Consider the following 21,936-nt stretch of genomic DNA (forward strand, 5'->3'; position numbering starts at 1 on the left):
CGTACTTATCTTGACAGCTATTTAGCCATTCGGTGCCTTTGGCTGGCTGTGCAACCCATCAAACAGACAAACGTCTGGTCAATTCGCTCAGCTGGTTGGACATGTCGTGCAACCGGGCGCTCGCGCTGGCAGTGCGCTCGACGTCGCGCTGGTTGTTCGCGGCGATTTCACTTATTTCGGTGATGTTGCGTGAAATATCCTCGGAGACGCTGGTCTGCTCTTCGGCGGCGGTAGCGATCTGGCGATTCATGTCGCGTATCGCTTCGACCGACAGGGTCACCTGCCGCAAGCGCTCGCCCATCAGGTTGACCTGACGCATACCGGTCTGACTACTTGTCTGCCCGCCTTCTATGGCTCGCGCAGCATGCTCCGCTCCGTCACGGACGTTATCGATGATTTGCTGTATTTCCGCTGTCGACGCGCTGGTGCGCTGCGCCAGAGTACGCACCTCATCTGCCACCACAGCAAAACCGCGTCCGGCTTCACCGGCTCGCGCCGCTTCAATTGCCGCGTTCAGTGCCAACAGGTTGGTTTGCGCAGCGATGCCCTGGATAACCTCAAGCACCTTGCCAATCCGCTGGCTATCACCCTCAAGCTGGCTGATGATTTCGGCCGTCCGGGAAATTTCATCGAGCATGGACTGCATGGTCGAGACGGTCTGGCTCATATCCTGCTCGCCCTGGCGGGTGTGCTGGTCGGCCTGGTCAGCGGCGCTTGCTGCATCTGCGGCATGCCGCGCCACTTCGGCGGCTGTCGCTGACATCTCCTGCATGGCGGCGGCAACCTGATCGGTACGGGAGAACTGCTCACGGGCGCCATCGGTCATGCGCGTCGCTACGGTGTTGAGTTCGCCGCTGGCCTGGTCCAGCTCACCGGTGCTGTGTTCAAGCTTGCTGAATGTATCGGCGAGGAAATCGCGCAGCTGGTTTGCCGCTCGCGCCAGCGTACCCAGTTCATCGCTGCGGTCGGTTCTGATCGGCGAGCCGATACGGCCGCCGGCGAGCTGTTCGATCTGGCTGATCAAGCCTGTGATAGGGCCGACCAGACGCTGATTGACCAGCCAGACGCTGAGCACGCAGATCAGCACCGACGAACCGAGCAACAGAGCAACGCCGATCCAGATGGCACGGCTCGCCTTCTCTCCGATGATCTGGCCCTGCTCGATGGCATAGGATTCAATGGTATCAACCAGTGCAGCCATCTGATCGCTGGTCGCCCGGTCGATACCCCGTACGTTACGGTCGCCATCCAGCGGATCGAAGCCACCATCGCGGTACGCCTGGAGGCCGACCCGGTATGCGTCGCGGAGCCGTTGATGCTCGGCACGCAATTGCTCGACCTGCTGGCGTGCGTGGGTCTGAATATCCAGCGCCGCGATGTCGGTCAGCAATGCCTGAACGCGCTGCTCTTCCCTTTCAAACTGCGCCCAGTAGCGTTCCATATCCTGAACGTTGCCGCCGCGCAGCAGCACGTTCTTCCATTCCTGCACCTGGCTCTTGAAGGCCAGATTCGCTTCATTCACCAGACTCGACGCTTGCAATGGTCCTTCCACCAGGGAGCGATAGCTGCTCACCCCATTCGATAATGTGCTGAGGCTGGTGAGCGCCACCAGAACCATCAGCGTCAGGCTTCCGACCAGCAGCACCAGGGTTTGAGTTCGAAGCGAAGAGGAGATAGCCATGATCAGGAAGTCTACGGGGCAGAGTGTAAAACGTATTTCGGCCGCAAAGCGCCGAACTTGAGCCATCCAACCGGTTAAAAACTAAAAATGCCAAAAGCCTATTGGCCCGCTTACGCTGCGCAGGGGGCCTCACTATACTGGCGGCACAATCACTGGAGCCCTTGCAATGACCCTCATGACGTTCGGATATCTGATCGCCGGTTTGATCCTGCTTGTTGCAGGTGCAGAGATACTGGTCAAGGGGGCGGCCAAGCTGGCTGCGCAGTTCGGCATTCCTCCACTGATTGTGGGCCTTACGGTGGTTGCCTTTGGCACCAGTGCGCCGGAAACCGCGGTCAGCGTGCAGGCCGCGCTGGATGGCAGCGGCGATCTGGCAATCGGTAACGTGGTCGGCAGTAACATAGCCAACGTGCTGTTTATCCTCGGCGTGACAGCGCTGATCGCCCCGCTGATCGTGTCGCGCCAGCTGATCCGGCTGGATGTGCCCATCATGATCGGCGCCAGCCTGCTGGCTCTGGCGCTGGGATGGGATGGCGCGCTGAGCACACTCGACGGAGCGCTACTGTTCGCCTGCATTATTGGCTATACCGCCTTCCTGATAATCAGCAGCCGTCGCCAGAAACAAAACGCAGCGGATGACGAGTTCGCCAGGGAATATGGCCTGCAGGAAGCACCCAAGCCCTACGCCTGGCTGATCAACCTGGCACTGGTTGTGGTCGGTCTGGTATTGCTGGTGACAGGATCGAATTTTCTGGTGACCGGTGCGGTCAGCCTGGCACGGGCGCTGGGGCTGTCGGAACTGGTTATCGGCCTCACGGTAGTGGCGATCGGCACCTCCCTGCCGGAGCTAGCGACCTCGGTGCTGGCGGTCATTCGCGGCGAACGGGACATTGCGGTGGGCAATATTGTCGGCAGCAATATCTTCAACCTGCTCTGCGTGCTCGGGCTGGCCGCTCTGGTGTCGCCTGAGCCGATTCTGGTGGCGGCGAACGCCCTGATGTTCGACTTCCCAGTCATGATTGCAGTCGCTGTGGCCTGCCTGCCGATCTTTTTCTCCGGCTACCGCATCAACCGCTGGGAAGGCCTGCTGTTCCTCGCGTATTACGCCGCCTATACCTTTTACCTGGTGGTATTTTCAGCCGGGCGTCCGGTCGCCGAGGTATTCGCTGACGCCATGCTCGGTTACGTATTGCCGCTCACGGCTGTAACGCTGATCGTCGTCGGCGGTCGGGCATGGCAGCTGCAGAAAACCGCTCGCTAAGGCGTGTCGTCGGGCGTCCGGGCGGCTGGAAACAGAACCTCGGGGCCGCGCGCATCAAGCTGGCGGATTTCTGCCGGGCGGCCCTGGGCGTCCAGCTTCACCAGGCCGACGCCCGTACCATTCCAGAGGCGCTCGCCGGCTTTGGCGCCTTCGGGATCGCGCGGCATGATGCGCATGCGTCGACGTTTGGTCAGCCAGTTCAGCGGCGACCAGGGTGCGTACAACCAGCGGTTAAGCCGGTCCAGCCAATCGAGCAGCGTATCCGGAAACGCGTTTTTCAATCCGCTGCTGGTGATCTGCCAGATATGCGGACCCTGCCGGCGATGGCGGATCCGAATGTCGTACACGTAGGAATAATGAACGTCCCCGGATAACACCACGTAGTTGCCCGGGGTGCGGGAATGGCGAAAGATGTTGAGCATCACCTGCGCCGCGCCCCGATGGGCCATCCAGTTTTCCGCATCCACCAATAGCGGCTTGCCAGCCAGGGTAAACAGCTTCTGAATGATCTCGATCAGCTTGACCCCGAACATCGGCGCCGGCGAGACCACCACTACGCTCGGTTTATCCAGCAATGCCTGCTGCATTTCGGTCAAGGCCTCCCAGTCCATCAGCCCTGAGGGCCGGCCCGGGCTGCGCTCACTGCGCCAGCGCCGGGTACGGGTATCCAGCACCAGCAGATGCGGCGTGCCTGGGACCTGGTATTCCCAGCCCTGATATTTCAACAACCAGTCGATGCAGGCGTCCTGCTCCTGCGCATCCAGATGGCCTTCCCGGCTCAGGTTGCTCAGCAGCGCATCGGCGCGGTCAATGGCATCAGCCACCTTGTCAGGCGCGTTTCCCCAGGCCTGACACAACAGATAAGCCAGCAGGGCATTGCCAATGATGCGCTTTGACAGCGGATGTCCATAGGCAGTGCTTTCCCACTCGGCGGAGAGGTTCCAGTCATCGGTCACGTCGTGGTCATCGAAGATCATCAGCGAAGGCTGATGTGCCAACAACCGCGCCACACGGGGTAACCCGGCGGTGAATCGCTGCAGGATCTTTCGCTCACGGGCAAAGGTTTCACGGTGCTCGGCAGACAACGACGGTTCGACCACATTGACCAACTTCCACGGCTCCGGCGACCACACCAGCAAATACATGGCCATGGTCTCGGCAAAGGTAATCAGATGGTTGTGTGCGTGGGCCGAAGTAAAGACCGGCTTTCTGGCTCCACCGAAGAAACGACGCCGCACCGCCGCGCTCGACGCCACGTCGGGTAGCAGTTCTTCACGTTGGTAATAGCCCTGCTCGGCGGCATAGAGCGTCTGACTGTCGGGCACCGTGGCACCTTCAAGTGCTTCATCAAACAGTCCGAGACGCCGAATCAACTGGTGGATAACCACCAGCATCGGGCCAGCAACATCGTCGGCATACACCTGGTCGCCGGTCATGATCAGCCAGGCGGGGCGTTGCTCCGGTTGGTCCAGGCGCTCCGCCAGCCACTCATCAGCACGTACCAGTCCATCCAGCCCATCAAAATGGGGCTTGCGGCAGGAGCCGTGCAGCAGATTGCGATTGCTGGAGGCGATAACGAACGCAGGCCGTTTGCGTCCGGGGTGGCAAAGGTAAGGCAAAGCCGTAGATAAACGCAGCGGCGCGTCGCCCTCACCCCACGACAGGTCGTACTCAATCTCCGTATCGACTGGCAATGGCGGCTCCATTGCCACATCCAGCAGATGGATCCAGGCGTGGCGGCCAATCGGAATCCTGCGGCACCGGGGTCCATCAAGCGTGACAGCGCGCTCTGCGCCTCCTGCCGGTTGCAGCAGCAGTTCCAGATCAAGCGGCCGCGTGGCCACCAGCCAAATCAGCAGCCGCTCTGGAGCGAGCCGGCGCAACAGAGGGCCGGTCAGAAAGGTAGGCAAAGCGACGTTCGCGGTATCGGACATGCAGCCTAAGAGTTAGCGCTGCGGAGGGAGTTCCAGGCAGGTCTGCCAACCGGCCACGCGGGGCAGCCGAGGTTGGCATTGCGCGCTGAACACCTGTCTGAACCAGACCTCAAGCGGGCCTGACCGAATCATCCACCGTAGCGGGGTATCCGGCATCCTTGAGGGCCTCCGTCAGCGCTGATGCATCAGCGCTGCCTTCGACGGTCGCGCGCCCTGCGTCAAGATCCACCGCAACATCATCCACGCCGGGCACCTCGTTCAATGCCTTGGTGACATGCTTAACGCAGGAACCACAGCTCATGCCTTCAACTTGTAGAAACACCTTGCTCATAGCTTGCTCCTCAATCACGCCGGCAATCGGCAGATCATCCGGGTTAACACCACGTCAAGGTCAAGCAACTCAACCGCCCTAACCGCCCAGAGCGGACACAAGCGCCTTGTTGAAAGCATCCAGATCGTCAGGCTTGCGGCTACTGATCAGCTTGCCATCCACTGCGACTTCCTGGTCGACCCAGTCAGCGCCGGCGTTGCGCAGATCATCCGCCAGCGAAGGCCAGCTGGTCATGGTCTTGCCGCGCACCAGATCGGTCGACGCCAGAATCCAGCCGCCGTGGCAGATTACCGCGATAACCTTGTCAGCTCCGGCGGCGCCGCTGACCAGCAGTTTGGCTGCTTCTTCCATGCGGATATTGTCGCCATTGACCACGCCGCCGGGGAGCACGATGGCGTCGTAGTCTTCAATTTTCGCCTCATCGAAGGTCTTGTCCACCTCGAAGTCATCCGCCGGATCGGTGTGATTCCAGCCTTTTACCTTGCCGCTCTTGTTCGACAGGATCTCGGTGGTCGCGCCGGCATCCTCCAGCGCCTGTTTGGGACCGGTCAGCTCAACCTGTTCGAAGCCGTCAGTGACCAGCAGGGCGACGCGTTTGCCGTTCAGGGAATTGCTCATTGCAGCCTCCAATCAAGAAACAGTGTTCCTGTTACGACAGGGCGCACCGGGAAAGTTTCACGCCGGCCATCCTGCCGGGATCCTCAGCCCGGTTGATGGGTCCTATTGGAGACGGGCAACAATTGAGGTGGCCTATGGCATTACCCGGGCTGGAAGACATCGCTGAACGGGATATCCCCCGGCACCCTGGCAGTTACAGGGCTCGGCCTGTGTGTCGCTTTGGCGGTTACACATCAAAACGTTCCCGGCCCCGGCTCCTGGTATCCGCTGTGCAGAGGTGGCTGGGCACACAATAGTCGCAACTCTGTGGGCGCGTTACACACCCGGCGGCACGCTGAGCTACGACGAGCTGGCCGTTGCGGTCATGGCGCGTGGAGCAGGCCCCTCAACTAGACTGACCACGCCAGACAGGAGAGTTCAGGCTACCGCGTGGGGCATTCCCAGCGACGCGCCGTTGCGGCCATATCATCAGCGAGCGCGGCGATCGCCTGTTGGTGCGCACGCACCAGGCTCTCCACCTCAACGCCGGCGGGCTGTTCGACCACGCTGGCACAGGTCAGGCGACGGCGTTCGTCATCCGGGGTGTTGAGCTCCAGACTCCATACCACATCCAGCGCAGCATGTCGGCCGGGCAAGGAATCGAAGCGGCGCACATCGGCACGCACGCTCAGGATCGGCTGGCCCGTGGTGCCGGGCAGACCGGCGAGGTCGCGCACGCCGAAGCGCTGTTCCAGCTCGAAGGCCAGAGCGTCGTGGAATTCATCGGCCGGAGGGGACGCCCACAGCGCGCTTTCCAGAATCAACAGCTGACCGTCGCTTTCCCGCACCACCAGACTGGGCTGATCAACCTGCAGCGGAATGCGCACAGGCATGACCTGCAACTGAAAATCCGCAGGCGCTGCGCTCTGCGAACTGGCCTGCGGCTGCACAGGAATCAACGTGTGATAGCGAACCGGGGAGCCGCTGCAGCCCACCAGCGTAAACAGACCGCTTAAAAGCAACAGGCGATAAAACAGCTTCATGGCTGGGACTCCGGGTTGAGTTCACGCGAGGTGGCGCCGCCTTCAAAGCTGGCTGGCGCGCCGCCGTCCTTGCGGCCGCGCAGCAGGGCTTCAGGGTGACGGCCAAGATAATCCGATAGCACCCGTACCGAGCGCACCGCACGCTGAACTTCCTCGAGGGTGTCGCCCAGCTCCTGACGCTGTGGCGAGTCGGGTGCGAGGGCCTGGTTGGCATTCTGCAATGTCTGCTCGGACTGTTCGAGGGTGCGCTGCAGCTGCGGCAGCACGTCGGCATTGACCTGCTTGAGGGTCGAGCGCAGCTCACCGAGACTGCCGTCGAGATTGTCTACCAGCGACTCGATCGGCAGCCTGCTGAGCTTGTCGACCAGCTCCTGAAGCTGGTCCTGCAACTTGTCGAAGCTGCCGGCAATCGTCGGGATGGTCATCGGCCGGGCATTGACATCGAACACCACCGGCGCCGCCTTGCGGTCGAAGTCGAGTGATATATACAGCTGTCCAGTCAGCAGATTGCCGGTTTTCGCCTGGGCGCGCAGGCCCCGCTCAACCAGCAGCTGGAACAAGCGAACGGTGTCCTGCTCGGCATCGCGGCCAAAACGTTCCAGCAGCTTGTCATAGGCGTCGCCCAGGCGGTTCGGATAAACCACTGCGCCCACCACGACAGGAAAGCTCTGGCTTTGCTCGTCATAGTCGAGCTTCACCGATACCACCTGACCGATGGGTACACCGAGGAATTCGACCGGGGCATCGACATTCAGCCCGCGCAGGGTCTGGTCAAAACGCATCTGCACGAAATGCGGCGGGCCATCGCTTGGCGCCATCGCCTGTCGCACGCTGTCGTACAGCGTGAATTCCCTGCCCTCTTCCGCCAGCCTCGCATTGGGACTGTAATTCGGCGCGCGAAAAGCAATGCCACCGGCAAGGATCGCCGACAAGGATTCGGTGTTGACCTTCAGGCCGTCGGCAGCCACTGACACATCCACGCCACTGGCATTCCAGAAGCGCGTATCGTCAGTGACGAATTCATCGTAGGGTGCATTAACAAAAACCTGTACTTCGACGCCCTTGCCATCGCCCCTCAAGCTGTAGGACACCACCTGACCTACCGGAATCCGGCGGAAATACAACGGTGAACCGATGCCGAGTGACCCCAGGTCGCCGGTACGCAATGTGAAACGCTTGCCTTCAACGCCGAAGGTCACCGCAGGCGGCGCTTCAAGCCCGAGAAATTCACGGCGGGTCTCGGTTGCCTGCCCCGGATCAGCGCCTATGTAGGCACCTGACAACAAGGTACCAATGCCCGAGACGCCGCTCGCACCGATACGCGGTCGCACTACCCAGAATTGCGCATCCTCGCGCGTGAAGGGTTCGGTACCCTGGTCCAGCTCAATGGTCGCGACTACGCGGGTCTGGTCCTCGGTCAGGTTGATTGCGCTCACGCGACCGATCACCACATTCTTGTATCGGACTTCGGTCTTGTTGGCTTCCAGCCCTTCGGCTGTTTCGAAGCTCACGGTGATCTGCGGCCCCGCCGACAACCAGCTTTGCACCACCATGGAAAGCCCGACCAGCGCCGCGACAATCGGCACCAGCCAGATAAGTGAAATACGCACCCGACGCTGCCTTATTTCGGGGTGTCCGGCACTCGCAGCGGCATCATGCTCAGGCGTGTCTGTCATCGTTTATCTCTGCATCCCATATCAGTCGCGGATCGAAGGTCATCGCGGCGATCATCGTCAGGACGACAACCAGACCGAAGAACAATATGCCCAGCCGGGGCTCGATGCTGCTCAGAGCGCGAAACTGCACCAGAGCGGTCACCAGCGCAACGACCAGAACGTCGAGCATCGACCAGTAGCCGATGGTTTCAATAAAGCGATACAGCCGGGCGCGCTCGCGCATGGCCCAGCGGCTGCGGCGCTGAACCGTCACCAGCAGCACGCCGAGTACCAGAAACTTGGCGCAGGGCACCACCACACTGGCGATGAAGATGAGCAGGGCAATGTCCCAGGCCCCGTCCCGCCAGAACTCGATAACGCCGCTGAGAATGGTGTTCTCGCTGCCGCCACCGAACATGTCGGTATGCATCACCGGCAGCAGATTGGCCGGGACGTACAGGATAAGCGCCGTAATCAACAGCGCCCAGGTTCGGGCGATACTGTCTGGCTTGCGGTGATGCAACAGCGCATCGCAGCGCGGGCATTCAGTCGCGTTCGCGCTGCATACCTGGCCGCAATCGTGGCACAACTGCAGGCCCAGCTCGCTGGCAAAGGGCGGCGAACTCATCGTACCGGCACCTGCAGCTCGTTCCACAGATCCCGCACGTCGCGGCCGCTGATGAGAATGACCAGCACCGTGAGCATGGCCATTGCCCACAGGCCGAGCCCGGCGTGGACCTCCAGCATGCCCGCCAGTTTGATAATGGCGATCAGGATGCCCAGCAGACAGACCTCGAGCATGCTCCAGGGCCGCAAATGTTCCAGCGCGCGCATGCAGGTACGAAAGCCCGGCGCTATGCGACCGCTGCGGGCGTAATAGAGCACCCAGCCGAGCAGGATAATCTGTAAGGCCGGGGCGAAAATGATGCTCAGGCCCGCAACCAGGGCGATGATGGTGATACGCCCTTCGGCCAGGGCTTCGACGCTTTCCCACAGGGTGGCTGCGTTGCTCAGGCCCTGCATGCTTATCTCGACGATCGGAAAGGTATTGGCCAGCATGAACAGGATCGCCGCAGCAACCGTAAGCGCCAGCAGCTGATCCGTGGTCAAATGCCGGCCGCGCTCGAGCAGCGCCCCGCAACGCTGGCAGTGCGCGGTCTGTTTGGGGGCCAGGTTCGGACGTTGATAAACCGAATCGCAGTGTTCACATATGATTAATTGGGGGCGCATTCCGCTTCCGCAGTGACGGTAATTCTGTGGCCTCAAACCACGGTTAACCGGTGCAGGCCAAAGCGGAACTTTAACTCAAAGGCACACGGCCCGCTCGTGCATCGTGAGTTACAACATCCTTTTCATGGTGTCGTCGCGCAACGCCCAATGGTGATAGAACGCGGCGATAGTGTGCCCAAGCAGCATGCCGAGAAACAGCCACGCAAGTGGCGAGTGCAGATTACCGATAGTAGCCAACCACGGCGTTTCGATGTCGGTACGTTCGACGAGTTCCATCCCGAATGGGGTCAGTCCGTAGCCGTTCCCCAGCATGTAGCAGATGCCGGTGACTGGCATCAGCAGCATGATGACGTACAACGCAAAATGCCCCAGGCGGACAAAGGGTGCAGTGGGCCCGTGGTGTATCGGGCGATGTCCGAGCTGACTCAATACCCAGGCGATACGCAGTATCACCAGTGTCAGCACCACAAGGCCTATTGAAATATGCCAGGGCCCGAAGTTGTCTCCGAGCCAGTGCTCGCCCTCGTTTATCCGATCGGTCAGTTTGAAGAACTGCTGGATGATCAGCAGCGTCATCAACCAGTGAAACCAGCGCGTGACGCTGCCGTAGCGGGTGGTGGTGTCGTGCAGCATATCGAGCTCCAGTCGGTAACAGGCCGCAGCGGGCGCGGATAAGCCGAGTATAGACACTCCCTGACGGGTGCTGGCCAGGCCAGCCGCTTGCCGCATCCGGCGTGCCTGCCTTGTTCAAACGCGCTGCAGGCTTTAACATGCAGACCAAATAGTTTGGGGCACATCTAATTTCTATGCCAGCACATCAAGCAAGACTCCGCTTTGGTTCGCAATTTGCCATGACCGCCCGGTTGTGGCGCCGCGCGCTCGATCACCGCCTCGCCGCGGCGGGTATCAATGACGCCAGCTGGGCACCGCTGATCAGGATGGACGAAGCGGGTGACGGCTTAAGCCAGAAACAGCTCGCGGCATTGGTGGGGCTTGATGGCTCGACGCTGGTCCGGCTGATCGACCGATTGGAAGCCAAGGGACAGGTGGAACGCCGCGCGGATGCCGATGACCGGCGTACCAAACGACTGTTCCTCACGCCCGCAGGCCGGGACGCCGTTCACTTGATACGTGGTCATTTGCAGCAGATCGAATCGGACATGCTGGTTGATCTTACTGACGACCAGATCGACGCCATGCTGGATGCCCTGGCCTTGATCCGCGAACGGCTCGGCAAGCTCGACGGACCCGGGGAGGCATCCCGGTGAGACTGGCCACGCAACTGGCGCATTACGGTTTCGATGTCGAGCGCGTGAAATTCGGCGGACGTACCGCTCTGGGCGCCTGCCTGGCTTTGCTCGTGGCCTGGTTGATGGGCCTGGAGCATCCACAATGGTCAGCGATGACCGTATGGGCTGCATCCCAGCCCGTGCGCGGCATGCTGATCGAAAAAAGCCTGTTCCGCGCGCTGGGAACGCTGGTTGGTACGGCGTTCGGCGTTCTGCTTATCTATCTCGCCGGCGGCGATAACCTGGTCATCATGCTCGGGCTGGTGCTCTGGGTGGGGCTTTGCGCCGCCGCTGGCAATGCCGTGAGCGGACTGGTCTCCTACGGCACACTGCTGTCCGGTTATTCCGCTTCCATGGTGGCGCTGCTTAATACCGCCGACCCCTCCGTGGGGATTCTGGTTCTGGGTCAGGACCGCTTGCTCACAGTCATGACCGGTGTCGTGGTGGCGCTGGTGGTCGGTCTGATGTTCAGCCGCCGCCAGGAAGGAGACGAACTGCGGGTGCGCGCACGATGGGTCACAACCGAGATGCTGCGCCATGTTGCCCGACGCCTAGCTCCGAGCCAGACGGCTCCGGCGATCCGCCGGGGCGCCCTGTTGAGCGAAATCGCCGCGATCGAAGAAACCCTGGAAGCCCACGGTGCCGGCTCCCTGCGCTCGCACCATTCCGCGCGTTCGCTACGCGCCATCCTGATGGCCAACGTCGCGGGCATGCTATGGACCAAACACCCGCCAGCGCAGATCGAGCACAGCGAGGCGATCGCCAGCGCGCTGCGCGAAGCGGCTCTTGAAATCGAGGCCGACTCGCCGATTCCGGTAATCCTCGACAGACTCAAGCGCGCCCAGGCGCTCAGCATTCACACGCCACGCCTGGCCAGCATGCTGGAGCACCTGACAGCTGCACTGCAGCAGCGGGATCACTTTGTACGTACCGGCAAGACCGACACGGTCAGGCTGAAACGGCAGTTCATCCTGCATCGGGATTGGGTGGCTGCGCGCGAAACCTGGATCAGAACCACGGCTCTGTTATTGCTCGTCGGGATCGGCTGGGTCTGGTCCGGCTCGCCGATCGGCGCCTATGTATTGTTGGGCACCTCGGTCATGGTCACGCTGTTTTCCACCATGGAAAACCCTGCATGGATCATGCGCCATATCCTGCTGTGGCAGATCGTTGGCGCGATCGCCTCTCTGGTGTGCCGCTGGGTGCTCTGGCCGCTTGCCAGCTCGGAGCTGCAGATGGTGCTGATGATGATGCCGTTCATACTGATCATCGTCATACCCTTCGCGCACCACCGCACCATGACGGGTTCGATGGATTACTCCATGGTCTTGCTGTTGCTGCTGCAACCCGCCTATCCGATGACTGCCAGCCTGCCCGGCTCGGCTGCCGTCGCCACGGCTGTGGTCGCAGGCCCGCTGATAGCGTATCTCGCTTTCAGATTCATCTACCCCACCGACGCCAAACGCCGCCGCGCAACGCTCAAGGGCATGATGATAGATGAATTACGCGGTCTGGCAGGCGACAGCGATGCAGCGCGCAAGCAGCACCTGTGGCGCTCACGCTTGTATCACCGGACGATGAAGCTGGTGCATTGGACCAACAAGGTTGGCGAGCCAACACGCAGCGCGACCCATGGCGGTTATGCAGTGATGGACGTCGGCAATGCGCTTATCAGCATGCAGCAATTGCTGCGAGATGGAGCGTTGGATGCGGAGCAAAGGCGGGAGGTGCAGGCGGCTCTGGAACGGCTGAAACACTTGAATACCGACCCCCAGGGCGGCGCGGCCGTGCTGGCGGAGCTGGCAATCAGTTTGAGGGAAAGGGGGCTACCCGGTGCGGGACAGCTGGAAGCGGCAGCCGATAGCCTGCGCGCGAACCAGCCGTTTTTCACTACCGGTTCGCCCCAACCAGCGGGTTGATAGCGTCCGCCCCGGTTATTTTCTGGCGAGCTCGGCGTCGATGACCTCCTGGATGCGCGGGTCATCAGGCGCTACGTCCGGAGCGAAACGGGCAACGACCTCGCCGTTCCGGGAAATCACGAATTTTTCGAAATTCCACAACACTTCGGGCTCGGCGTTTGTCTGAATGCCGAAGCCGGCGAGACGGTCACGCATCGGGCCTTCGCCCGTGGCACGTGGCAGCGCCTCGGTCAGCTCGCTGTACAGCGGATGACGGTCCTGGCCGGCAACCGAGATCTTGCTGAACAAGGGGAACTGAACGTTGTAGGTCAGGCTGCAGAACTGCTGAATCTCTGCGTCACTGCCGGGCTCCTGCTCCTTGAAGTTGTTGGCCGGAAATCCCAGCACCTCAAGACCCTCGGCGCGGCGGTTTTCATACAGCTTTTCAAGCCCTTCGTATTGAGGCGTCAGACCGCATTTGGATGCCACGTTGACGACCAGCAGCACCTTGCCCTTGTAGGGAGCAAGAGAGGTCTGCTCGCCACGGATGGACTGCAGAGGGATATCGTAAATTGATGCCATGTTGTTTTCCTTGTTGAGAGCTGTAGCTGTAACCAATGAAGAGGGATTCGACTTTACTGTTTTCACCTGTCTGCGCAAGCGGCCAGTTCACGCTGGCTGCATCACCATACGGGCCTGGCGACCCAGCTGTCGTCAGGTCCTCGTTTTTTTTGCATAATCTGGGCCCTTTGACGAGACTGAGTTCATGTTCCTAATCGACCAAATCATTCTGCTTGCCGCCATTTTGATTCTGGTCGGCATAGCCTCCAGCAAGATTTCAGCCCGGCTGGGCCTGCCGGTTCTCGTCCTCTTCCTATTGGTGGGCATCCTGGCGGGGGAACGCGGAATCGGCGGCGTCAGCTTTGACAGCCCCTCCGCGGCCCACGCGCTAGGCACGCTGGCCCTGGCGTTGATTCTGTTCGATGGCGGATTGCAGACGCCGATAAGCTCCATCAAGTCAGTCTGGAAACCCTCTTCCCTGCTCGCCACCCTTGGCGTACTGGTCACGGCAGTCATCACCGGCACAGCCGCTGCGTACATTCTTGACTTGCCCCTGCTGAAAGGGATGTTGCTCGGCGCCATTGTTGGGTCGACCGACGCCGCGGCGGTGTTCTCCCTGTTACGCAACGCCGGCATCCATATCAAGCCCCGGCTGAAATACACGCTGGAAGTCGAGAGTGCATCGAACGACCCGATGGCCATCTTCCTGACCGTCGGCCTGCTTGAAATACTGGTTAATGGCATGGAGCCCGGCACTGGCCTGCTGCAGATGTTTTTCATGCAAATGGGCGTAGGCGCCGCGGTAGGTTTAGGGGTCGGCTGGGCGTCTGTAAAGGTGATAAACCGTATCCAGCTGGTCGCTTCAGGGCTGTATCCGGTCATGGTTGCCGCATGCGGATTACTGGCGTTTGGTCTGGCGGCGAACCTGCAAGGCAGTGGCTTTCTGTCCATATTTGTCGCCGGCGTCGTGGTCGGCAATAGCCGCTTCGTGTTTCAGCGCAGTACCTTTCTGTTCCATGACGGACTGGCTTGGTTCAGCCAGATCACCATGTTCGTCATGCTCGGTCTGCTGGTCGATCCGGCCTCGCTCCTGAATGTCTGGGCGGAAGGGCTGCTGATCTCGCTGGTGCTGATCTTCGTTGCCCGGCCTCTGGCGGTAGTGCCCCTGCTCAAGCTTTTCCGCTTCAACATCCGTGAAATCACGCTGGTGTCCTGGGTCGGCCTGCGGGGGTCGGTGCCGATCATTCTCGCTATATTCCCGCTGATGTATGAATTGCCCGGCGCGGAACTGCTGTTCAACGTCGTGTTCTTCGTTGTGCTTATTTCCGCCACCGTGCAAGGCTCAACGCTCCCCTGGGTGGCGCGCAAGCTCGGCCTGACAGAACATTCCCCAGCCATTCCCGCGGCCACCCTCGAAATTACCGCTATCGGTGATGTCGACGCCGATATCGTCAAATACTCCTTGGTCGAAGGATCGCGCGCCGCCGGTCGACGCCTTTCACAGACCGCATTGCCGGATGGCACGGTGGTGGCAATGATCACGCGCAACAACAATGTTATCCCCCCACGCGGCTCCACCACGCTGCTCGCCGGAGATCATCTGTTTATCGTGCTGCGCCCGGATGCGCGGCCTTTTGTTGACTCAATCTTTTCCCAGAACGTCGAGGCGGTAAGCAATGACCTGCCGCACACTGAGTTGAAACTGAAGGGCACCACGACAGTTGAGGATATCCGCCGCTCATACGGCATCCAGCTACCTGCACCTGACAGCCAGAGCCTCGACGCATTGATGCGCAGCACTCTCACCATCGAAGCCGAAGACGACGCCTGCGTAAAACTCGGCAATATCACCCTCTGTATCAGAGATATGGTCGGGGCTCGCATAGCCACCGTAGGGCTGGTTATGTCGGCGCAAACCGAGGCCAAGCCCTGATCGGCCCAGGGGCCCGGAGCCTGTAGCCTGACTGGTCAACCCGATCGACGGCGCTTCCCTCGCAACCCTGTCAGGGTGATATCATTCCGATATTACGCCTGATCGTGCGCAGTGGAGGAAGGGAATGGCAGTTTACAAGGTGGAACATGGCCAACTGGTCTGGGTGGCCAACGATCTCGAGCATATCGTCGGTGCAGACTGGCAGGACGAAGACGATTCCAATGATGAGTTTTTCGGCAGACTGGGGTTCGGCAAATACGACGAAGTGCTGGATGTCTACACCATGTATCGCCGCTGGGAAAAAGGCGGACAGGAGGAAATGGCCGGTGCCCGTTGGATGTTCGACGTGAACATCGATGGCGACAACTTCGATCTCATTCTGGTCGATTCGCTCCCCGGCTACCTCACCGTCATGGCCATGCTCGAACCCGTAGTAAACCATGCCCTGCGCCAGGTGCGACCCGTACTACCCGAACGCCTTTAAATTATCTCCTGCCGGGCGCGCTAGGTCGCGTCCACCCGCAGCCCCAGAACGGCGCACCAATTTCGTGACGTGGTTCGGCGATGCGCACTTTTATGGTTCACGGAGCGCAGCCTCTAAATAGCTACTGCCTGTATAACGCCTGCGCACCTCCCGTGCGCTGATTCGCTCCAGGCCACGTGATCAGGCTAATCACGCCGTTGCCACCGCTCTCCCACCGACAGCGCCAATCCGCGCTGGCATAGTCCTTGCTGAATGTCCTATCAAGCTTGCCAGGCCAACCAGAGGTCGCCTCTCTCTTCATACGCAGCAGAGGCGGATGCACTGAACCGTGCCATGGCGTCAATAACGATATCCGGAGCAGATTGAAGCCGAGGCCGCTTTCAGGCCCGGCGCTCTGGATTGTCTTGCTGAGGAAGGGCCATGAAAGTCGATATCTCATCCATGAACCGCGAAACACTGATCATCATCGGCAACGGGATGGTTGGTCACCACTGCGTGGAACAGCTGATCGAGCGCGGCGCCATGGCGCATTACGATATCCATGTGTATGGCGAAGAGCGCCAGCGCGCCTATGACCGTGTGCACCTTTCTGAGTACTTCGGCGGACGGGATGCGGAGTCGCTGGCGATGTGCGAACCGGATCTGTACGACACCCACGGCGTGCATCTGCACCTGGGTGTCCAGGTGCTGGATATCGACCGAAACAATCAGGAGATCATCACCAGCGCCGGACGCCAGCGTTATGACCGGCTGGTTCTGGCGACCGGCTCTTTCCCTTTCGTCCCGCCAATTCCGGGTGCGGAAGGCAATTCCCGCCTGGTGTATCGCACACTGGATGATCTGGATGCCATCCGTGACGCCGCGACGACCGCTCGCCGCGGCGTGGTGGTGGGCGGCGGTCTGCTTGGGTTGGAAGCAGCAAACGCTCTGAAGTCGCTGGGCCTTGAAGCCCATGTGGTGGAATTTGCCCCGCGGCTGATGCCAGTGCAACTGGATGATCTGGGTGGGGCGGCACTCAAGGCGAGAATCGAAGCACTCGGCGTCGGCGTGCATCTATCACGCGCCACCAGCGAAATTGTCCCGGGCGCGGAATACGTCTATCGAATGAATTTCAACGACGGCGAATACCTTGAAACCGACCTGATTGTCTTCTCTGCCGGCATCCGGCCACAGGACGCGCTGGCGCGCAGCGCAGGTCTGGAAGTCGGCGAGCGCGGCGGTGTGATTATCGATGATGATTTTCGCAGCAGCGATCCGACCATTTATGCCATCGGAGAATGTGCCTGCTGGAATGGCAGCTGCTTCGGCCTGGTCGCACCCGGCTACAGCATGGCGCGCAACCTCGCGTTGCAGCTTGTGGGCGAGCAGCACGAAGCGTTCAGCGGCGCTGATATGTCGACCAAACTCAAACTGCTCGGCGTGGATGTCGGCTCGATCGGTGATGCACACGCCGCAACGCCAGGCGCGAAGAGCTATCGCTATATCGACGAAGCCAACAACAGCTATCGCCGGCTTGTGGTATCAGCAGATAACAGCCGAGTGATCGGCGCGGTGCTGGTCGGCGACAACAGCTACTACGACACCCTGCTGCAATATGCGCAGAACGGCATCAAGCTTCCGGCGGACCCGTCCAGCCTGATCCTGCCACTGTCCGATGGTGCGCCGACGCTGGGCGCCGACGCGCTACCCGCTACTGCAACGCTCTGCTCCTGCCACAACGTCAGCAAAGGCGCGGTGTGCTGCGCAATCGACGCCGGCTGTACCGATCTCGGCGAGCTCAAGGCCCAGACCAAGGCCGGCACAGGTTGTGGTGGTTGCGCGGCCCTGATCAAGCAGGTTTTCGAACATGAGCTGAGCGCACGCGGGGTCGAGGTGGACAAGAGCCTGTGCGAACACTTCGCGCATACCCGCCAGGAGCTGTACGACATCGTCCGTGTGAATCGCATCACCCGCTTCGATGAGCTGCTGGCCAAGCATGGTCGCGGCCACATCGGTTGCGATATCTGCAAACCAGCGGTGGGTTCGATCCTCGCCTCCTGCTGGAACCAGCCGATCACCGACCCGACGCTGGTGCCCTTGCAGGACACCAACGACACCTTCATGGCCAACATGCAGAAGAACGGCACCTATTCCATTGTGCCGCGCATCGCCGGTGGCGAAATCACTCCGGACAAGCTGATTACCCTCGGCGCGGTGGCCAAGAAGTACGACCTCTACACCAAGATCACCGGCGGCCAGCGCATCGACCTGTTCGGCGCGCAGCTTCACCAGCTCCCGGATATCTGGGGCGAATTGATCGAAGCCGGCTTTGAAACCGGCCATGCCTATGGCAAGTCGCTGCGCACGGTCAAATCCTGCGTCGGTAGCACCTGGTGTCGCTATGGCGTGCAGGACAGCGTGGGCATGGCGATCCGCCTGGAGAATCGCTACAAGGGCCTGCGTGCGCCGCACAAGATCAAGTTTGGTGTCTCTGGCTGTACCCGCGAATGCGCCGAAGCCCAGAGCAAGGACATCGGCGTGATCGCCACGGAAAACGGCTGGAACCTTTACGTTTCCGGCAACGGCGGCATGCGCCCGCGCCACGCGGAACTGTTCGCCACCGACCTGGATGACGCGACACTGATCCGCTACATCGATCGCTACCTGATGTTCTACATACGCACCGCCGACAAGCTGCAGCGCACCTCGGTATGGCGCGAGAGCATCGAGGGCGGCCTCGACTATCTGAAGGAAGTCATCATCGAAGACAGCTTGAGTCTGGCCGAAGAGCTCGAAGCGCAGATGCAGCTGGTGGTCGACCGCTACGAATGCGAGTGGGCCAATGCGCTCGCGGATCCGGAGAAACTCAAGCGCTTCCGCACCTTCGTCAATGACCAGCGCGGTGATCCCGACATCCATTTCGTCAAGGAACGCGGCCAGCCCCGCCCGGCCCGTGCATCCGAACTGCATTTGATTCCCGTCACCCAGGAGGTTTCGTCATGACCCAACTGCATACTGATAACACCGCTCGCGCTATCAGCTGGCGTCCGCTGTGCGAACGCCGCGATCTGGTCGCCAACTCCGGCGTAGTGGCCTGGCTGGACGAGGCGCAGGTTGCGCTGTTCCACCTGCCGAGCACGGAACAGGGCGAACAGGTATTCGCCCTGGAGAATCGCGATCCGAAATCTGGAGCCAACGTCATTGGCCGCGGCATCGTCGGCAGCCTCAAGGGCGAACTGGTGATCGCTTCACCCCTGTACAAACAGCACTTTCGCCTGAAGGACGGCAGTTGCCTGGAATATCCCGAACAGCGCCTGCGCGCCTGGCCGGTACGGATCAACGGCGATCTGGTGGAAATCGCCGAGGCTTGATGTCCCGGTTTGTCCCCTGACAACTTCAGAGTGAATAACTATGTCCTACCTGGTACCCGCTGAATTCGTCACCAAAATGGTCGACGCTGGCGAATCGAAAATTTTCATGGCCACCCGCGATGTGCTGATCAGAGCTTTCATGGCGGGTGCCATCCTGGCGCTGGCAGCTGTGTTCGCCGTCACCATTTCGGTACAGACCGGCTACCCCATCGTGGGTGCCATCCTGTTCCCGGTTGGCTTCTGCATGCTTTATCTGCTGGGCTTCGATCTGTTGACCGGGGTGTTTGTGTTGACCCCGCTAGCGCTGATCGACCGGCGCCCGGGGGTGACAATAGGCGGCGTGCTGAAGAACTGGGGCCTGGTATTTCTTGGCAATTTCTGCGGCGCGCTGACTGTTGCAGTATTGATGGCGATTACCTTCACCTACGGCTTCTCCATCGAGCCCGGCGAAGTTGGTCAGAAGATCGCCAATATCGGCGAAAGCCGCACAGTCGGCTACAAGCAGTACGGCGCAGCCGGCATGCTCACAGTGTTCATCGGCGGCGTGCTGTGCAACTGGATGGTCTCACTGGGCGTGGTCGGTGCAATGATCTCCACCACCGTCAGCGGCAAGGTGATCGCCATGTGGATGCCGATCATGCTGTTCTTCGCGATGGGCTTCGAGCACTCGGTGGTGAACATGTTCCTGTTCCCCTCGGGCCTGATCATGGGCGGCGGGTTCTCGATAACCGATTACCTGATCTGGAACGAACTACCCGTGGTGCTCGGCAACCTGATCGGCGGCCTGTCTCTGACCGGCCTGACGCTCTACACCACCCACGTCAGAACCGCGCCCAAGCGCCCCAACTACGCAGCGAAGGCAATCTAAAGTGGGAATATCCCAGTCGTGTTTGCGGCTGGGCCGTGATCAGGCCCTGGGGCCTGGTCATCTGCGCATTGCGGTCGGTCAGTATTCCGACAAGGGCCGCAAGCAGACCAACCAGGATTTCCACGGCCTCTGTATCCCCTGCGAGCCACTGCTCAGCTCCAAGGGCATAGCCATTGCGCTGGCGGATGGCATCAGCAGCAGCGATGTCAGCCATATTGCCAGCCAGTCGGCGGTGGCCAGTTTTCTGGAAGATTACTACTGCACCGCCGAAACCTGGTCGGTGAAGAAATCCGTGCAGCGCGTGCTGGCTGCGACCAACTCCTGGCTGTACGCCCAGACGCGGCAGAGCCAGTACCGCTACGATCTCGACCGCGGCTACGTGTGCACCTTCAGCGCCATGGTCGTGAAATCACGCACCGCGCATCTGTTCCACGTCGGCGACGCGCGCATCTACCGGGTACAGGGCAATGCGCTGGAACAGCTCACCGACGATCACCGGCTCTGGGTCTCGGCCGACAAGAGTTACCTGAGCCGCGCCTTGGGCATCGATGCCCGGCTGGATATCGACTACCGTACCCTGCAAGTCGCGGTTGGCGACACCTTCCTGCTGCTCACCGACGGTGTGTACGAGCACGCCAGCAGCCGCTTCATGCTCGCCGCCATCGCAGCGAACCCCTCGGACCTCGACCTGGCCGCCCAACGCATGGTTGAAGAAGCGCTTGAGCAAGGCAGCGAGGACAATCTCACCGCGCAGATCATACGTATCGACGAGCTGCCGAATCAGGCCGCTGAAGAGCTGCATCAACGCCTTACCGAACTGCCGCTGCCGCCGATTCTGCAAGCTGGCGAGCTATTCGACGGCTACCGGATTATTCGCGAGCTGCATGCCAGCAGTCGCAGCCATGTGTATCTGGCCGAGGATGCACTGGAACCGGGCTTTGTCGTTCTGAAAACCCCGTCTACCGATCTGCAGGACGATTCAGCGTACCTGGAACGCTTTCTGACAGAAGAATGGATCGCCCGGCGCATCCGCAGCGCCCACGTACTCAAGCCCTGCCCGATCAACCGGCCGCGTAATTATCTGTATTCCGTCACCGAATTCATCGAAGGGCAAACGCTGGGGCAATGGATGCTCGACAACACGACGCCGGATGTCGAAACGGTTCGCGGCATTGTTGAGCAGATTGCCAAGGGGCTTCAGGCCTTTCACCGCGCGGAGATGCTGCATCAGGATTTGCGCCCGGAAAACATCATGATCGACAGCAGCGGCACGGTGAAGATCATCGACTTTGGTTCCGCCAAAGTGGCTGGCCTGGCCGAGATCACCGCACCGCTGCAACACACCGAGATACTGGGTACTGCCCAGTACACCGCACCGGAGTACTTTCTTGGAGAGAGCGGCACGCCGCTTTCCGATATGTTTTCGCTGGCGGTAATTACTTATCAGATGCTCACCGGCAAGCTGCCCTATGGCGCCGAAGTAGCCAAGTGTCGTACGCGCGCCGCGCAGAACAAGCTGAAGTATCAGTCGCTACTGGACGACAATCGGGAGATTCCCGCCTGGCTCGACGAGGTGCTGAAGAAAGCGCTGCAGCCCAGCCCCAACAAGCGTTACACCGAGCTTTCCGAGTTCGTCTTCGCGCTGCGCCGCCCCAGCCGCGAGCTGGCCAATCGCGCCCGCCCGCCTTTGATCAAACGCAATCCTGTGCTGGTCTGGCAGTGGATATCGGCTACGTTAGCCGTGGTCATTATTCTGCTGTTGATGCGCTGAATGCCTTAGCCGGTTGAACCTTTAGCCTCCGCCCTGCACCTATCCTCTAC

The 21,936-nt window shown here is 60.7% G+C and carries 19 protein-coding genes and 1 pseudogene; 9 read left to right on the top strand and 11 right to left on the bottom strand.

Annotated elements, in window-relative coordinates:
- Window positions 1-58: 58 nt before the first annotated feature.
- Window positions 59-826: a methyl-accepting chemotaxis protein gene (locus HG264_RS18835; protein WP_372240240.1), complete on the bottom strand. Its 768-nt coding sequence runs from the start codon at window positions 824-826 to the stop codon at window positions 59-61.
- Window positions 827-928: 102 nt separating this feature from the next.
- Window positions 929-1,747 (bottom strand): annotated as a pseudogene (locus HG264_RS18840) (HAMP domain-containing protein); the annotation flags it as partial.
- 100 nt (window positions 1,748-1,847) lie between these two features.
- Between HG264_RS18840 and HG264_RS12645 the strand changes: the two are divergent.
- The gene (locus HG264_RS12645) at window positions 1,848-2,942 is read left to right on the top strand and encodes a calcium/sodium antiporter (RefSeq protein WP_169408010.1); all 1,095 of its coding nucleotides are present in this window, start codon (window positions 1,848-1,850) and stop codon (window positions 2,940-2,942) included.
- Here the strand turns inward: HG264_RS12645 and HG264_RS12650 are convergent.
- The 8 genes from HG264_RS12650 to HG264_RS12685 form a co-directional block, all read right to left on the bottom strand.
- Window positions 2,939-4,876, bottom strand: a complete 1,938-nt coding sequence (locus HG264_RS12650; RefSeq protein ID WP_169408011.1) for an alkaline phosphatase D family protein — start codon at window positions 4,874-4,876, stop codon at window positions 2,939-2,941. The genes HG264_RS12645 and HG264_RS12650 overlap by 4 nt on opposite strands.
- Before the next feature lie 109 nt (window positions 4,877-4,985).
- Window positions 4,986-5,207, bottom strand: a complete 222-nt coding sequence (locus HG264_RS12655) for a heavy-metal-associated domain-containing protein (RefSeq protein WP_169408012.1) — start codon at window positions 5,205-5,207, stop codon at window positions 4,986-4,988.
- A 78-nt stretch (window positions 5,208-5,285) separates the two neighbouring features.
- Window positions 5,286-5,825 (bottom strand): type 1 glutamine amidotransferase domain-containing protein, encoded by a 540-nt coding sequence (locus HG264_RS12660; protein WP_169408013.1) that lies wholly within the window; start codon window positions 5,823-5,825, stop codon window positions 5,286-5,288.
- A gap of 422 nt (window positions 5,826-6,247) precedes the next feature.
- Complete coding sequence (locus tag HG264_RS12665) at window positions 6,248-6,847, bottom strand: membrane integrity-associated transporter subunit PqiC (protein ID WP_169408014.1); 600 nt, start codon at window positions 6,845-6,847, stop codon at window positions 6,248-6,250.
- Entirely contained in the window at window positions 6,844-8,523 is a 1,680-nt protein-coding gene (locus HG264_RS12670; RefSeq protein ID WP_169408015.1) for an intermembrane transport protein PqiB, read from the bottom strand. Before HG264_RS12670 ends, HG264_RS12665 begins: the two co-directional genes overlap by 4 nt.
- A complete protein-coding gene (locus HG264_RS12675; protein ID WP_169408016.1) occupies window positions 8,507-9,130 on the bottom strand; it encodes a paraquat-inducible protein A in 624 nt (207 codons plus the stop codon). Before HG264_RS12675 ends, HG264_RS12670 begins: the two co-directional genes overlap by 17 nt.
- Window positions 9,127-9,732, bottom strand: coding sequence for a paraquat-inducible protein A (locus HG264_RS12680; protein WP_169408017.1), 606 nt, complete (start codon window positions 9,730-9,732; stop codon window positions 9,127-9,129). Before HG264_RS12680 ends, HG264_RS12675 begins: the two co-directional genes overlap by 4 nt.
- Before the next feature lie 108 nt (window positions 9,733-9,840).
- Window positions 9,841-10,461 (bottom strand): cytochrome b, encoded by a 621-nt coding sequence (locus HG264_RS12685; protein WP_256663671.1) that lies wholly within the window; start codon window positions 10,459-10,461, stop codon window positions 9,841-9,843.
- A 122-nt stretch (window positions 10,462-10,583) separates the two neighbouring features.
- Here HG264_RS12685 and HG264_RS12690 point away from each other — a divergent pair, with 122 nt between their 5' ends.
- Together HG264_RS12690 and HG264_RS12695 are read left to right on the top strand one after the other, a co-directional pair.
- Complete coding sequence (locus HG264_RS12690) at window positions 10,584-11,000, top strand: MarR family winged helix-turn-helix transcriptional regulator (protein ID WP_218572994.1); 417 nt, start codon at window positions 10,584-10,586, stop codon at window positions 10,998-11,000.
- Window positions 10,997-12,940, top strand: a complete 1,944-nt coding sequence (locus HG264_RS12695) for an FUSC family protein (protein WP_169408019.1) — start codon at window positions 10,997-10,999, stop codon at window positions 12,938-12,940. Before HG264_RS12690 ends, HG264_RS12695 begins: the two co-directional genes overlap by 4 nt.
- A gap of 15 nt (window positions 12,941-12,955) precedes the next feature.
- Here HG264_RS12695 and HG264_RS12700 read toward each other — a convergent pair whose 3' ends face one another.
- Complete coding sequence (locus HG264_RS12700) at window positions 12,956-13,501, bottom strand: glutathione peroxidase (protein WP_169408020.1); 546 nt, start codon at window positions 13,499-13,501, stop codon at window positions 12,956-12,958.
- Window positions 13,502-13,685: 184 nt separating this feature from the next.
- On the opposite strand from HG264_RS12700, the gene HG264_RS12705 reads away from it, so the two are divergent.
- The 6 genes from HG264_RS12705 (at window position 13,686) to HG264_RS12730 (ending at window position 21,886) form a co-directional block, all read left to right on the top strand.
- On the top strand, window positions 13,686-15,413 hold the full coding sequence (locus tag HG264_RS12705) for a potassium/proton antiporter (RefSeq protein WP_169408021.1): 1,728 nt from the start codon (window positions 13,686-13,688) through the stop codon (window positions 15,411-15,413).
- A 124-nt stretch (window positions 15,414-15,537) separates the two neighbouring features.
- Window positions 15,538-15,897 (top strand): hypothetical protein, encoded by a 360-nt coding sequence (locus tag HG264_RS12710; RefSeq protein ID WP_169408022.1) that lies wholly within the window; start codon window positions 15,538-15,540, stop codon window positions 15,895-15,897.
- Between the two features lie 420 nt (window positions 15,898-16,317).
- Window positions 16,318-18,879, top strand: a complete 2,562-nt coding sequence (gene nirB / locus HG264_RS12715; RefSeq protein ID WP_306085219.1) for a nitrite reductase large subunit NirB — start codon at window positions 16,318-16,320, stop codon at window positions 18,877-18,879.
- Window positions 18,876-19,247 (top strand): nitrite reductase small subunit NirD, encoded by a 372-nt coding sequence (nirD, locus tag HG264_RS12720; RefSeq protein ID WP_169408023.1) that lies wholly within the window; start codon window positions 18,876-18,878, stop codon window positions 19,245-19,247. The genes nirB and nirD overlap by 4 nt, the downstream gene beginning before the upstream one ends.
- Window positions 19,248-19,287: 40 nt before the next feature.
- On the top strand, window positions 19,288-20,115 hold the full coding sequence (locus HG264_RS12725) for a formate/nitrite transporter family protein (RefSeq protein WP_169408024.1): 828 nt from the start codon (window positions 19,288-19,290) through the stop codon (window positions 20,113-20,115).
- A gap of 1 nt (window position 20,116) precedes the next feature.
- Window positions 20,117-21,886 carry a protein kinase gene (locus HG264_RS12730; protein ID WP_372240171.1) on the top strand — a complete coding sequence of 590 codons (1,770 nt, stop codon included), beginning with the start codon at window positions 20,117-20,119 and terminating at the stop codon, window positions 21,884-21,886.
- Window positions 21,887-21,936: the final 50 nt, after the last annotated feature.

It is taken from the genome of Pseudomonas sp. gcc21 (assembly GCF_012844345.1).
In the GTDB taxonomy this organism is placed as follows: domain Bacteria; phylum Pseudomonadota; class Gammaproteobacteria; order Pseudomonadales; family Pseudomonadaceae; genus Halopseudomonas.